General features: G+C 75.9%; 12 protein-coding genes and 1 pseudogene. 9 read left to right on the top strand and 4 right to left on the bottom strand.

The window, feature by feature from the left end; translation table 11 throughout:
- Positions 1-30: 30 nt before the first annotated feature.
- The 6 genes from ACFFKU_RS13845 to ACFFKU_RS13820 all read left to right on the top strand — a co-directional run bounded on the left by ACFFKU_RS13845 (position 31) and on the right by ACFFKU_RS13820 (position 7,014).
- A complete protein-coding gene (locus ACFFKU_RS13845; RefSeq protein ID WP_380138802.1) occupies positions 31-1,152 on the top strand; it encodes an ABC transporter permease in 1,122 nt (373 codons plus the stop codon).
- The gene (locus ACFFKU_RS13840) at positions 1,149-1,925 is read left to right on the top strand and encodes an ABC transporter ATP-binding protein (RefSeq protein WP_380138800.1); all 777 of its coding nucleotides are present in this window, start codon (positions 1,149-1,151) and stop codon (positions 1,923-1,925) included. The genes ACFFKU_RS13845 and ACFFKU_RS13840 overlap by 4 nt, the downstream gene beginning before the upstream one ends.
- A gap of 72 nt (positions 1,926-1,997) precedes the next feature.
- Positions 1,998-2,792 (top strand): ATP-binding cassette domain-containing protein, encoded by a 795-nt coding sequence (locus ACFFKU_RS13835; protein WP_380138798.1) that lies wholly within the window; start codon positions 1,998-2,000, stop codon positions 2,790-2,792.
- Positions 2,789-3,532 carry an ABC transporter ATP-binding protein gene (locus tag ACFFKU_RS13830; protein WP_380138796.1) on the top strand — a complete coding sequence of 248 codons (744 nt, stop codon included), beginning with the start codon at positions 2,789-2,791 and terminating at the stop codon, positions 3,530-3,532. Before ACFFKU_RS13835 ends, ACFFKU_RS13830 begins: the two co-directional genes overlap by 4 nt.
- A gap of 69 nt (positions 3,533-3,601) precedes the next feature.
- On the top strand, positions 3,602-5,125 hold the full coding sequence (locus tag ACFFKU_RS13825; protein WP_380138794.1) for an ABC transporter substrate-binding protein: 1,524 nt from the start codon (positions 3,602-3,604) through the stop codon (positions 5,123-5,125).
- A 2-nt stretch (positions 5,126-5,127) separates the two neighbouring features.
- Complete coding sequence (locus ACFFKU_RS13820; protein ID WP_380138793.1) at positions 5,128-7,014, top strand: ABC transporter permease subunit; 1,887 nt, start codon at positions 5,128-5,130, stop codon at positions 7,012-7,014.
- A gap of 131 nt (positions 7,015-7,145) precedes the next feature.
- Here the strand turns inward: ACFFKU_RS13820 and ACFFKU_RS13815 are convergent.
- The 4 genes and pseudogenes from ACFFKU_RS13815 to ACFFKU_RS13800 form a co-directional block, all read right to left on the bottom strand.
- Positions 7,146-8,096 (bottom strand): annotated as a pseudogene (locus ACFFKU_RS13815) (MFS transporter); the annotation flags it as partial.
- Positions 8,097-8,146: 50 nt separating this feature from the next.
- On the bottom strand, positions 8,147-9,253 hold the full coding sequence (locus ACFFKU_RS13810; RefSeq protein ID WP_380138792.1) for a helix-turn-helix transcriptional regulator: 1,107 nt from the start codon (positions 9,251-9,253) through the stop codon (positions 8,147-8,149).
- Positions 9,254-9,359: 106 nt separating this feature from the next.
- Positions 9,360-10,076 (bottom strand): Crp/Fnr family transcriptional regulator, encoded by a 717-nt coding sequence (locus ACFFKU_RS13805; RefSeq protein ID WP_380138790.1) that lies wholly within the window; start codon positions 10,074-10,076, stop codon positions 9,360-9,362.
- Positions 10,077-10,203: 127 nt separating this feature from the next.
- On the bottom strand, positions 10,204-10,713 hold the full coding sequence (locus tag ACFFKU_RS13800; RefSeq protein ID WP_380138789.1) for a hypothetical protein: 510 nt from the start codon (positions 10,711-10,713) through the stop codon (positions 10,204-10,206).
- Positions 10,714-10,843: 130 nt separating this feature from the next.
- On the opposite strand from ACFFKU_RS13800, the gene nth reads away from it, so the two are divergent.
- From nth to ACFFKU_RS13785, 3 genes are read left to right on the top strand one after another with little or no spacing between them, the layout of a single operon-like run.
- Positions 10,844-11,608, top strand: a complete 765-nt coding sequence (gene nth, locus ACFFKU_RS13795; protein WP_380138788.1) for an endonuclease III — start codon at positions 10,844-10,846, stop codon at positions 11,606-11,608.
- Positions 11,605-12,327, top strand: coding sequence for an NUDIX hydrolase (locus ACFFKU_RS13790; protein ID WP_380138786.1), 723 nt, complete (start codon positions 11,605-11,607; stop codon positions 12,325-12,327). The genes nth and ACFFKU_RS13790 overlap by 4 nt, the downstream gene beginning before the upstream one ends.
- A complete protein-coding gene (locus ACFFKU_RS13785; protein ID WP_380138784.1) occupies positions 12,324-13,532 on the top strand; it encodes a MarP family serine protease in 1,209 nt (402 codons plus the stop codon). The genes ACFFKU_RS13790 and ACFFKU_RS13785 overlap by 4 nt, the downstream gene beginning before the upstream one ends.
- Positions 13,533-13,558 lie beyond the last annotated feature (26 nt).

Here is a 13,558-nt window from a genome sequence, read left to right as displayed (position 1 = left end):
CAGAAAACCACCGTCCACCCGAGGAGCACCGTGTTCGTCGCCGTCCGAGATCTCCGTCAGGCCCGGGGCCGGTTCGCCCTGATGGGGTCCGTCATCGTGCTCATCACCCTGCTGATCGCCCTCCTGTCCGGGCTGACCGCCGGGTTGGGGGCGCAGAACACCTCGGCCGTCGACGAACTCCCGGCCGACCGGATCGCCGTGACGACCCCCGCCGCGGGGGAGCACCCGTCGTTCGCGGCCTCGACCGTCACCGCCGAGCAGTGGGGGCGGTGGGCCGCCGAACCCGGGGTGCGCCGGGCCGAACCGCTCGGGATCACCACGACCCGCGCCCTGCCCGCCGAGGGGTCCGGCCCGACGGCCGCCGGGACCGGGGTGACCCTGTTCGGCGTCCGCTCCGGCTCCACCCTGCTGCCCCCGGGGACGACCGTGGGCCCGGCCGAGGTGGTGCTCTCGCGGGCCGCCGCCGACGACCTCGGCCTGCGGGAGGGCGGGACCCTGCGCCTGGCGGGGACCACCGTGCGGGTGACCGGCGTCGGCCCCGACGCCTGGTACAGCCACACCCCGGTCGTCTGGACCGACCTGGACCTCTGGCGCGCCGCCGCTCCCCCGAGCACCCCCAGCAACGGCGCCGGGACGCAGACCGCCACCGCGGTCGCGCTCGACGTCGCACCCGGCACCGACCTGGCCGACGCGGAGGCGGCGACCGGCACCACGTCGCTGAGCCGGAGCGAGGCCCGGGCGGCCATCGGGGCGTTCACCTCGGAGAACGGGTCCCTGCAGCTCATGCGCGGGTTCCTCTTCGCGATCTCCGCGCTGGTGGTGGGGGCGTTCTTCACGGTCTGGACCGTGCAGCGCGGCGCCGACGTCGCGGTCCTCAAGGCGCTCGGCGCCTCGACCGCGGTCCTGCTGCGCGACGCGCTCGGCCAGGCCCTGGTCCTGCTCCTCGCCGGCACGGCGCTCGGGACCGGGCTCGCCCTGGGGGTCGGCGCCCTGCTGACCCGCTCGGGGGCCGGGGTCCCGTTCGTCCTCACCGCGACCACCGTCGGGCTCCCGGCCCTCGTCCTGGTCGTCCTCGGCGCGGCCGGATCCGCCCTGGCCGTCCGCCGCATCACCTCCGTCGACCCGCTGACCGCCCTGGGGAGCATCCGATGAACCCGCCGACCACCGCCCCGCCGACCACCGCCCCGCCGACCACCGCCCCGTCGACCGGCCTCGAGCTGCGCGACGTGACCCTCACCTACGCCGACGGGTCCGACCGGCTGCTCGCCCTGGACCGCGTCGACCTGCACGTCCCCGGCGGGACCCTGGCCGCCGTCGTCGGCCCGTCGGGGTCCGGAAAGTCCAGCCTGCTGGCCGTCGCGGCGACCCTGGTCCGCCCCGACTCCGGAACCGTCTCGGTGGCCGGCCGGGCGGTCGACGGCCTGTCCCCCCGCGCCCTGAGCACGCTGCGGCGCAACGACATCGGCATCGTGTTCCAGCAGTCGAACCTGCTGGCCGCCCTGACCGCCGCCGAGCAGCTGGAGGTCATGCGGCACCTGGGGCCCTCGGCGCGCCGCGAACCGCGGGCCGCGGTGCGCGAGCGCGCCCGCGACCTGCTGGAGGCCGTCGGGTTGTCCGCGGCCGCCCACCGTCGTCCGCACCAGCTCTCCGGGGGTCAGCGGCAGCGCGTGAACATCGCGCGGGCCCTCATGAACGACCCGGCGGTGCTGCTGGTGGACGAACCCACCAGCGCCCTCGACCACGAGCGGGGGGCCGGCGTCGTCGACCTGCTCGCCCGGCTCACCCGGCGGCTCGGGACCGCGACCGTGCTCGTCACCCACGACCGCGCCCACCTCGGGGCGGTCGACCGGGTCCTGGAGCTGGTGGACGGACGGCTGGCACCGACGGCGACCGCACCCGTCCCGGTCGGGGGGATTTGCACATGAGAAGCATTACCACTCTATGATGCGCACCCGAGGTGATCCACCTCGCCGCCCACCGGTCGGAGGAGGTTCCGCGTGCCGTTGCTCGACGTCCGGGCCCTGCACGTCCGTGCGCGCGGCACCGACCTCGTCGACGGCGTGGACCTGCGGGTGGACCGTGACGAACGCGTCGCCGTGCTCGGGCCCTCGGGGTCGGGGAAGTCGCTGACGGCGGCCGCCGTCCTGGGGATCCTCCCGCCCGCCCTGACGGTCGCGGGCAGCGTGCGCCTCGGCGAGCGCGAGGTGCTCGGCGTCCCCGCCGCCCGACGGGCCCGCCGGGACCGGCCGGGTTCGGTCCGTCAGGACCCGGCCGCCGCGCTGCACCCCCTCGTCCCGGTCGGGCGCCAGCTCGCCGCCGCCCGGGGACGCACCCTCCGCACCGTCCGCCCCGTCCTGACGGAGACGTTGCGCGACCTGGGTTTCCGCGACCCGGCCCGCGTCCTGGGCGCGCTGCCCGCCGAACTGTCCGGCGGGCAGCGGCAGCGGATCTGCCTCGCCCTTGCCCTGGCCGGGGGCTCCCCGCTGCTGGTCGCCGACGAACCCACCACCGCGCTCGACGTCGTCACGCAGGCCGGTGTCCTCGACCTGCTGCGCGCGCGCACCGGCCCCGGGACGGGGCGGGGGTTGTTGTTCGTCACGCACGACATCGCGGTGGCCGCCGCGCTGTGCGACCGGGTCGTCGTCCTGCAGGACGGGCGGGTGGTCGAGGACGGCCCGGTCGCGGTCACCCTGCGCGCCCCCCGGCACCCGCTGACCGCGTCGCTGCTCGACGCGGCCCGCGACGTGGAGACCCATCTCGGCCCGCTCCTCACCCGTCGGGTCCCCGCGTGAGCCTGCTGACCTGCCGCGACCTCGACCTGCGGGTGCTGCGTGGTGTGGACCTGGACGTGGCCGCCGGGGAACGGGTCGGGCTGCTCGGGGAGAGCGGGGCCGGGAAGACCACGCTGCTGCGCGCGCTGCTCGCCCTCGACGCCCCCGAGCGGGGGACGGTGGCCGTGGACGCTCGCCCGGTCCACGCCGGGCGGACCCGGGACCTGCGCTGGTTCCGTCGGCTCGTGCAGTACGTCCCGCAGGACCCGGCGACGACGCTCGACCCGCGGTCGGCGGTCCGCGACCTGGTCGCCCTCCCCGTGCGACGGCTCGGGACCCGCGAGGAACGGCGCCGCCCCGCGGGCCTCGTCGAACGAGCGCTGGACCTCGTCGAGCTGCCCCGCGACCGGCGCGACACGCGGCCGGGAGAACTCTCCGGCGGTCAGGCACAACGGGTCTGCCTGGCCCGGGCCCTCGTCCTGCGCCCACGGTTGCTGCTGGCCGACGAACCCGTCAGCGGCCTGGACCTCCCGCTGCGGACCCTGGTGCTGGACATGCTGCGCACGGTGTCCCACGAGCAGGGGACGGCCCTCGTCGTGGTCTCGCACGACGTCGCCGCGGTCGCGGCGCTCTGCGAACGCAGCGTCGTCCTCGCCGAGGGACGCGTCGTCGGCGACGGGCCCACCGCGGACCTGCTGGCCGCCCCCACCCACCCCGCCGCCCGGGCGCTCGTCGACGCGATCCCGCTGCTGCCCGCCTGATCCGGCCCGCCGGTCCACGACCGGCCCGCCCCCGCACTCCCGCCAGAAACCCACCACCGGAGGAAACCCGTGCGTGTCCGTCCTGCCCTGCCCGTCGTCGGACTGGGCCTGAGCGCCCTGCTGCTCACCAGTTGTTTCTCCGCCCCCGACACGACCGAGGAGGCCGGCGCCGAGGAGACCGGCGACCGGATCGGGGTCGCCATGCTGAACCCGCCCCGCAGCGGGCTCACGCCGTTCAGCGACGACGCGTTCAAGCTCGCCCGCTGGTCGACCGGGGAGACCCTGGTCGTGCTGGACGAGGCCGGGGACGCGCAGCCGGCGTTGGCCACCGCCTGGGAGCAGGTCGACCCGAACACCTGGCGCTTCGAGATCCGGCAGGGCGTGACGTTCCACGACGGGACGCCGTTGACGGTCGATCAGGTCGTGGCCGCGCTGACCGCCGCGACCCAGGCCAGCCCGAAACCCCGCATTTTGGACGGGGTCGACCTCACCGCCACCGCCGACCCCGACGCCCCCGAGACGGCCGTCCTCGTGCGGACCGGTGACATCGATCCGCTGGTACCGCAACGTCTGTCCAGCCCGCAGCTGTCCATCCTCGCGGCCGCGGCCTACGGCGCCGACGGTGTCGTCGACCCGGTCGGGCACGGCACCGGACCGTTCGAACTCGTCTCCGTGCAGGGCACGTCGAGCGCGAAACTCGACCGCTACGACGGGTACTGGGGCGACAAGGCGAAGATCGCCGGCATCGACGTGAACTTCGTCCCGGACGGCACCGCCCGGGCCGCCGCGCTGCGGACCGGCACGGCCGACGTGGTGGAGGCGATCCCCGTCTCGCAGGCCTCGTTGCTGGACGAGGACCAGATCTTCGAGGTGCCGATGCCGCGGACGAACACCCTGTACCTGAACACCGAGCGCGGGGTCTTCGCCGACCCGGCCATGCGGGCCGCGGCCCGGGACGCGGTCGACCGGGACAAGATCGTCGACACCGTCTACGAAGGACGCGCCGACGTCGCCCAGGGGTTGCTCGGCCCGGCCCTGCCGTGGGCAGCCGAGGGTCGCCCGGCGCGGACCGAGACCGCGGCCGGGAACCCGGCGGGCCAGGAGATCGTGCTGGCGACGTTCACCGACCGCGCAGAACTGCCCGAGGTCGCGGTGCAGCTGCAGCAGCAGCTCGAGGCGGCCGGGTTCACGGTCCGCCAGGAGGTGCGCGAGTACTCCCAGATCGAGTCCGACGCGCTGGCCGGGGCGTTCGACGCGTTCATCCTGTCCCGCGCCACCGTCCTGGACTCCGGGGACCCGGTCGCCTACATGTACTCCGACTTCTCCTGCGAGGGGTCGTTCAATATCGCCCAGCTCTGCGACCCGCAGATCGACGAGGCCCTGCAGACGGCCTCCCGCATCCCGGCCGGTGACGACCGTCGCCGGGCGATCATGGCGGCCGAGAAGCTCATCCTCGAGTCCGACGCCGCGATCCCGATGCTGCACGAACGCGTCATCCAGGGTGAGTCCGGCGACTTCACCGGGGTCGCGCGCGACAGCCGGGAGCGCGAGCTCATCCGCGCCACCACCGCTGCCACCACCGCCGCGAGCTGATCGTGGGGGTCCTCCTGCGTCCGCTGTCGCGCGTCGTGACGGTGCTCGGCGTCGTCATGGTGGTCGGGCTGCTCCCGTGGCTGTCCGGCCGTGACCCGGCGCTCACCGTGCTGCGCGGGCGCTCGGCGGAGCAGGAGGCCACCCCCGAGGCCCTCGCCGCGGTGCGCGAGCAGCTCGGCCTGGCGGAGGGTCCCGTGGGGCTGTTGCGGCAGTGGGTGTCCGGGGTCCTGCGCGGGGACTTCGGGAACTCGTGGGTGAGCGGGGCCGAGGTGCTTCCCGGGGTGCTCGGGGCGCTGGGCGTCTCGCTCACGCTGATGGGTTTCTCCTTCGCGGTGCTGCTCGGGGTGACGGCCGCGGTCGTCCTGCCCTCGCTGGTCGCGGTGCTGCGCGGTCGCCCCCGCCGCACCTCGGGGGCGGTGGCGGCCACGCTGACCGCGCTGCCGGAGTTCCTGCTGGCCACCACCCTGCTCGTCGTCGTCGCGGTCTGGCTGGGATGGTTCCCGCCCTTCGGATGGACCGGGCCCGCGAGCGCCGTCCTCCCGGCCGTCGCCATGGGGGTGCCGGCCGGGGGGTTGATCGGACGGCTCGTGGCCGACGCGGTCGCCACGAGCGGGGCGGAGGCCTGGGTGTCGACCTGGACCACGGCCGGGGTACCCCGCCCGACGCTGGCCCGCGGGGTGCTGCTGCGCGCGGTGCCCCCGGTCCTGCCGCAGGTCGGGCTCGTGGTCGTCGGCCTGGTGGGCGGCGCGGTCGCGGTGGAGCGGGTGTTCGCGATCCCGGGGCTCGGCCGGACGACGCTCGGGGCCGCGCAGACCCAGGACCTGCCCGTGCTGCAGGCCGGTCTGCTGCTGCTCATCGGGCTGGGCGCGGTCCTCGGGGTGGGCACCGATCTGGTGCGGCGTCTCGTGCTCGGCCGGGCGGCCCGGGTCGGCGGGCTGGTGATCCCCTCCTCGGGGCACGCGGTCCGCCGCCGCGACGCCCTGGTCCCCGCCGCCGCGCTGGCCTTCCTGGTCGTGCTCGTCGTCGGCGGCTGGGCCGGGGACCCGTTCACCTCGGCGCACGGACGGTTGGCCCCGCCGGGACCCGGGTTGCTCCTCGGGGCCGACGCCTCGGGACGGGACCTGCTGGCCCGGTTGGGCCAGGGGGCGGGCACGACCATCGCGATCGCCGTGGGCATCTGCCTGGCGGGTTTCGTCATCGGCCTGTTCGCGGGGCTGCTGCCCGACCTGACCGCCGGTCCGGTGGAGGTCGCGAACGCGGCGCCCCCGATCGTCGTCGGCCTGCTGGTGACGGCCGTCCTCGGGCCGTCCTGGTCCGGGGCCACGGTGGCGGTCCTCGTGGTCGCCTGGGCGCCGTTGGCGGCGCACACCTCGGCCCTGGTGGCCGAGGCCACCGCCCAACCGCACATCCGGGTCCTGCCCGTGCTGGGGGTCGGGCGGGCCCGGGTGCTGCTCGCGCACGTCCTGCCGATGGTCGCCGGACCCGTGCTGCGCAACGCCTTCCTGCGTCTGCCCGGGGTCGCGCTGGCCCTCGCGGCGCTCGGGTTCCTGGGGCTCGGGCCGCAACCGCCGGCCCCGGACTGGGGGCTGGTCCTGGCCGAGGGGCTGCCCTACGCGGAGCGGGCGCCCTGGGTGGTGCTGGCCCCGGCGCTCTCGCTGGTGGCGCTGTCGGTGCTCGCGGTCAGCGCCTCCTCGCTGCTGCCGGGCGTGCGCCGCCGCCGGGCACCGGGGGCCACCCGCGCGCACAGCAGCGCCAGCGCGAGCGCGGAGACGAGCAGCCAGGCCGCCAGCAGTGCCCACGGCAGCGTCGCACCGGGGCTCAGCAGGGCGCCGGTGCCGGCCGACCCGACGAGCACGGCGAGCCCGCCGCCGGAGGCCAGCGCTCCGTAGTGGGCGCCCACGTGCCGTTCGTGGGCCAGGGCCGGGACGAGGTCGCGGGCGACCGGACCGGCCACCGCCGAGCCCAGGTGCAGCACGACGACGAACAGGACGGCCGGGGCCAGGGCCGGCACCCACCCCGGCAGGGTGAGCGCGGTGGCGAGGGCCACGAGCGCGAACGCGAACGCCGAGACCACGAACCCGAGCGGGACGGCGATCCGGGCCCCGCGCCGCCGCGCCCACCGGGCCAGCGGCACCTGCGTGCCGACGCTCACGACCGCGGCCACGACGAACAGCGCCCCGAGCGCCTCCTGCGACCCCGTGGCCCGGAGGAGTTCCACGGGCAGCGCCAGGTACATCTGGTTGTAGGCCAGCAGCAGCGACGCGTAGAACGCGGTGAACACGAGGAACCGACGGTTCTTCAGGACCGCGACCCAGCCGACGGTGAGCGAGGCCGACCGTTCGGTCCCGTGGTCGCGCGGGGCCCACCGTGCGTTCAGGACGAGGACCAGCGCGAAGACCCCCGCGGCCACGAAACAGGTCACCGTGAACGGCACGACGAGCAGGACCGCGCCGAGGGCCGGTCCGACCAGGGACCCCACCTTGCCGACGACGGCGTCGAGGGCGAAGAGTTCCGCCCGGCTGATGCGACCCTGGTCCTCGAGTTCCCGACCCTGGTGCGCGAGACCGGTTTCCACCGCCGGGGAGAACAGCGCGGCGGCGAACCCGGTCAGCACCGTGCCCAGGAGCACCCCGGGCAGGGAACCGGAGATCCCCAGGACGACGAAACCCGCGATCCGGACCAGGCACCCGGCCAGCAGGACCGGACGGACCCCGTAGCGGTCGGTCAGGGCACCCCCGACGAAGAACAACCCCTGCTGGCTGAAGGTGCGCAACCCCAGGACGATCCCGACGACCCAACCAGCCATCGCGAGGTTCTCCGACAGGTGCACCGCGAGGAACGGCACGACCAGGTAGAAACCGACGTTGAACGCGAACTCGCTCAGCAGGAGCAGCCGGACGGCGACGGGGAGGACCCGCCACGGGAGTTCTCGGCGGGCGCGCGGCGGCCGGGTCCGGGGTCGGGGGGGCATGGTCGGACCACCCTACGACCCGTCCGCGCGGCCCGGTCGCGCGCTCGACCTCAGGCCTGCAGCGTGTACCGGGCGGTGATCGTCGTCGCGCGCTGGCGAAGGCGGTCGCGCAACCAGGCGGGGTCGAGGGCCTCCGAGGCGACCCCCAGCCGCCAGGCCGTGTCGAGCGCGGTGCGGGCGTCGGGGAAGACCACCTCGAGGCGCAGCCAGCCCCCCGCCTCGGGGCGCTCCGACCGGATGCTCGAGACGTGCGGGAGCAGGTCGGCCCGTCGGGCCGGGTCGAGCCGCAGCCGGACCGTCACCGGCAGGCCCGGGTCGCCCGGGCGGGTCCCGCGGGACGGACCGGGGATCCAGGTGCGGGTGGTCAGGTCCGGGCCCTCGGCCGGGCCTCTGGCCGGGCCCTCGGACGGGAACGCCACCGGGCCGGACGCAGCGGGGACGGCGAGGGCCCCGGTGACCGGGGCGGCGACCTGGACCGTGGCGATGCGGTCCACCCAGAACACGTGGTCGGCGGCCCGGGCCTGGCCCGGGGCCGCGGTGGCGCCGGGGCCGGTGGGGACGCCGCCGCGCACGGTGCCGGTGCTGTCGAGGCGGATGCTGTCGTCGCGGGCGACCAGGTGCTCGCGACCGTCGTGCTTGAAGATCCGCAACGGCGTGACCGTCCACCAGCTCGGCGGACCACCCTCGGGCACGTAGTGCAGGCGGACGGAGGTGCCGTTCATGAGGGCCCGGCGCAGGAGCTGGGGCACCCCCACCGCCTCGTCCGCACCCGGGACGCGCACCGGCCGTCCCGGGGTCAGGTCCCCGGCCCAGACCTCCAGGCGCGGGGTGACCCCCTCCCGCCGCAGGCGACGGAGCGCAGCGCGCAGCGCCAGGTCGAGGGCGGGACCCCGACGGCGGGGCGGGACGATCGAGACGACCCGGACCAGGATCTCGTCGCGGCCGAGTCCTTCGAGCTCGCTGCGGAACCCGGGCAGCAGGCTCCAGGACTCCTGGTCCGGCTCGCGATAGACGGGGACCCCGCCCTCCGCCATCGCCCGCAGGTCGCGCAGGACGCGACGCGGCGAGGTGCCGAGGTCCTCGGCGATCATGGCGACGGTGGCGCGACGGTGCTGACGCAGGTTCAGCACCAGGGAGACCCACCGATCAGCACGCACGCGAGCAGTCTCGCGACCCCCCGACCGTTCTGAAGAATCCCTGAGCGAACACCGCCCGGTGGGCCGACCCGTTCTCGCAGAACGTGATCATGCCCTCACCGGCGCGTCAGCTGTGGGCGCGCTTGTGCAGGCGTTCGAGGTCGTGCAGGACGACCGCCCGGGCCTCCAGCCGCAGCCAGCCGCGCGAGGCGAAGTCGGCCAGGGCCTTGTTCACCGTCTCGCGCGAGGCCCCGACGAGCTGGGCCAGCTCCTCCTGGGTCAGGTCGTGGGCGACCAGCAGCCCGTCGGCGATGGGGCGGCCGAAACGGCGGGAGAGGTCGAGCAGCGCCTTGGCCACCCGCCCGGGGACGTCGGTGAAGACGAGGTCGGCGAGGGCGGTGTTGGTCCGGCGCAGCCGCTGGGCGAGGGCCCGCAGCAGGTGCTCGGCGACCTCGGGGCGACGCTGCAGCCAGTTGAGCATCTCGGTGTGCCCGAGGGCGACGAGGTCCGACTCGGAGACCGCGCGGGCCGAACTCGTGCGGGGGCCCGGGTCGAACAGGGACAGCTCGCCGAACATCTCCCCCGGCCCGAGGACGGCGAGGAGGTTCTCCCGGCCGTCGGCCCAGCTGCGGACCAGCTTGATCTTGCCGGAACGGACGACGTAGACCCGGTCCCCGGGCTCGCCCTCGCCGAACAGCTGCTGACCGCGGTCGACGTGGACGGGCTCCATCGACTGCATCAGCTCGGCGGACACCGCGTCGTCCAGCGCCGAGAACAACGGCGCCCGACGCACGACGTCACCGAGCCGTTCGACGTCCTTGGCGTCGATCTGCCCCTGGTCCACCACTGAAGTCCTCCTCGGCCACGTACCGCTCCGCACCCCTGGCGGCGCGCGTCAAGGGTCCCGCCCTGTTCACCAGGTCACACTGCCCTGCCGGGAAGCAGTCTGCCGTACGAGGGGCCCGGATGGATCAGTGATCCGTCCGGATGTCGGCGCGGACCTGGGCGACCAGCACCTCCGTCGCCGTCTCCAGCTCGGCGGCCACGGCCTCGGCGTAGGCGGCCAACCGCCGTTCGGCGTCGACGAGCGCGGCCAGGGCCGGGGCGACGCCCTGCGGTCCCGGGGCGCAGTAGACGAGGTCGGCCAGACCCTCGCCCGGGAGGGCCGGACCACCGAGGGAGAGCGCCAGGTCGTCCAGGTGCCGTTCGAGGGGACCGTCCTCGGCGGCCGCCTCGACGGGCACGAGCAGGGGGGCGGGGACGACGACCGTCGCCACCAGCAGCTCCCGACGGGCCCGCAGCAGCCGCCGCCACTGCCCGAGGGCGCGCAGCTCCGCACCGAGCAGCTCGCGACGGCGGCGCAGCTGGGCGGGCGTGAGCGCGGCGAGCTCGGCGCGCGCCGTCGGGTCGTCGGTGCCCGGGAGCGGGACGCCGAAGGCGTCGCGGGTCGCCGCGGTGGTGGGCACGCTGTCGCCGGTCATGCAGCGGTGATCGTCGGCCCGGGGGCGGAGCTTGACGTCCGCGGGGTCGACGTCACACCGACGCACCAGAGGTGTCACCCGCTCGCGGCGTCCCCCGGCCCGCGTCGGACCCGCGACGTAGGCTCGCCCGGTGCCGAGCACCACCCGTCCGCCCCTGGGGCCCGTCGCCGCGGTCCTGGCCGAGACCCCGCTGGCCCGCACGCGTCGGGCCCGGCGCATCCACCGGGTGCTGGCCGCCCGCTACCCGGACGCGCACTGCGAGCTGGACTTCCGTTCCCCCTTCGAGCTGCTGGTGGCCACGATCCTGTCGGCGCAGTGCACCGACGTCCGGGTGAACCAGGTGACCCCGGCGCTGTTCGCGCGCTTCCCGGACGCGGCCGCGATGGCCGGGGCCGACCGGGCCGAGCTCGAGGGGTTGATCCAGCCGACGGGGTTCTTCCGGGCCAAGGCGGACTCGTTGCTGCGAGCGAGCGCGCAGCTCGTGGCCGAGCACGGCGGCGAGGTCCCGCCCCGCCAGGGCGACCTGGTCCGGTTGGCCGGGGTGGGCCGCAAGACCGCGAACGTGGTCCTGGGCGACGCGTTCGGGGTCCCGGGCCTCACGGTGGACACCCACGTCGGTCGGTTGTCGCGCCGCCTGGGGTTCACCGCCGGGGAGGACCCGGTCCGCGTGGAGGCGGAGCTGGCCGCGATCTTCCCGCGCCGGGCCCCCGAGGGTGACCACACCCTGCTCTCGCACCGGTTGATCTTCCACGGGCGTCGGACCTGCTTCGCCCGGCGCCCGGCCTGCGGGGCCTGCCCGGTCCGGCGCTGGTGCCCGTCGTCGGCGGTCGGGGAGCAGGATCCGCAGCGGGCGGTCGCGATGGTCAAGGGGCCCTGGCCCGAGGGGCCGGCGTGAACCCGTCGCCCGGTGGGGACCCGTCGACCGGCGGGGGGACGCTGCCGGACTGGCTGCAGCCGTTGGCCTCCGCGCTGCCCGGGGTGCGCAGCGCCGACCTCGACTGGCGCGAGGACCGGGCGGGTCCGCAGGTCGGGGCCCGTCCGGCGGCCGTCCTCGTCCTGCTCGCCGACGGCCCGGCGGGACCCGAGGTGCTGCTGACCGAGCGGGCCGGCAGCCTGCGGCAGCACTCCGGCCAGGTCGCCTTCCCCGGTGGCCGGGCCGACCCGGGCGACGCCTCGCCCGCCGCGACGGCGTTGCGCGAGGCGGCCGAGGAGGTCGGCCTGGACGCCACCGGGGTCGACGTCCTCGGTCAGCTCCCCGGTCTGCAGCTGCGCCACTCCCGCCACGAGGTCACCGCGGTGGTGGCGCACTGGCGCGCCCCCGGTCCGGTCGGGGTCGTGGACCGCGGTGAGGTCGCGCGGGTCGAGTCGGTGCCGCTGGCCGAGCTCTACGCACCGCAGAACCGGTGCCGGGTGCGGGCCCCGGGCGGTTACGAGGGCCCGGCCTTCGCGACGCGGGGGCTGCTGGTGTGGGGGTTCACGGCGGAGGTCCTGGTCCGGGTGCTGCGGTTGGGGGGTCTCGAACCGACCCCGACGGCGGCCGCGAGCGGGGTCGTCGGGGACGGGGGACCACGGGTCCTCGGCATCGAGGACGCGCTGAACTGGGCCCGCTCGTGACCGCCTCGGTCGTGCTGGACGTCCTGCTCCTGCTGCTCCTGCTGATCCAGACGGTGGCGGGGTGGCGGGAGGGGTTCTTCGTCGGACTCCTGTCCCTGGCCGGCCTCGTCGGGGGCGCGGCGCTCGGCGTGGTGCAGCTGCCGCGCCTGGTCGCCGACCAGGACCCCGGGGTCGAGCGCACCCTCGTCGTCGTGCTGGGCACGGTCGTCCTGGCGATCCTCGGCCGGCTCGTGCTCGGACTGGTGGGCCTGGCGATCCGCCGGCGGGTGCGGTGGCGACCGGCCCGCACGCTGGACTCGGTCCTCGGCGCGGTGGCCGGGCTGCTCGCGACGTCCCTGGTCGTCTGGGTGGTGGCCGGGGCGGCGCGCGCGGCCCCCCTGCCGCAGGTGGTGTCCGCGGTCACCGGTTCCCGGGTGGTCGCCGCCGTCGACGCCGTCGTGCCCGGTGCGACCAGCCAGGTGCTGCAACGGTTCTGGGCCACGGCGGAGGCCAGCGGGTTCCCCCGGGTGTTCACCGGGGTCGCGGCCGAACCGATCCCGTCGGTGGAGCCCCCCGGCCCCGTGGACGCCGCGGCGCCCGGGCTGGTGCGCGCCCAGCCGAGCATCGTCAAGGTGACCGGGGTCGCCGACTCCTGCCGCCGCGGCCTGGAGGGTTCCGGCTTCGTGGTCGCCCGGCTCGAAGACTCCGCCCGCGTGGTCACCAACGCGCACGTGGTGGCCGGGGTGGAACGGCCGCTCGTCCAGCCGCAGGGTGTCGGGCCGCGCTACCCGGCGACCGTGGTCGGTTTCGACCCGCGCACGGACCTCGCGGTGCTCGACGTGCCCGGGCTGGACGCGGCGCCCGTGCCCCGCAGCGCCGAGCTGCAGCGGGGCGACGAGGCGGTGGTGGGGGGCTTCCCGCTCGACGGCCCCTACACGCTGGCCCCGGCGCGGATCCGGTCGGTGCTGCAGGCGGAGGGCCGCGACATCTACGACCGGGACCGGGTGGTGCGCGAGGTGTACTCGGTGAACACGCAGGTCCAGCCGGGGAACTCCGGTGGCCCCCTGCTGACCCCCGGCGGCGAAGTCGCCGGAGTGGTCTTCGCGCGTTCCCTCGACGACGACCAGACCGGCTACGTCCTGACCCCGGTCGAGCTCGACCGCGTCCTCGCCGTCGTCGGGAACTCCACCACGCCCGTGGGCACCGGGGCCTGCACCGCCGCGTGAGCCGGTGCCCGGGCGACCCGGCGACC

It is taken from the genome of Kineococcus gynurae (genome assembly GCF_042433995.1).
GTDB classification, from domain to species: domain Bacteria; phylum Actinomycetota; class Actinomycetes; order Actinomycetales; family Kineococcaceae; genus Kineococcus; species Kineococcus gynurae.
Note: the sequence above shows the minus strand (reverse complement) of the source record. Positions and strands in the feature narration are given on the sequence as shown.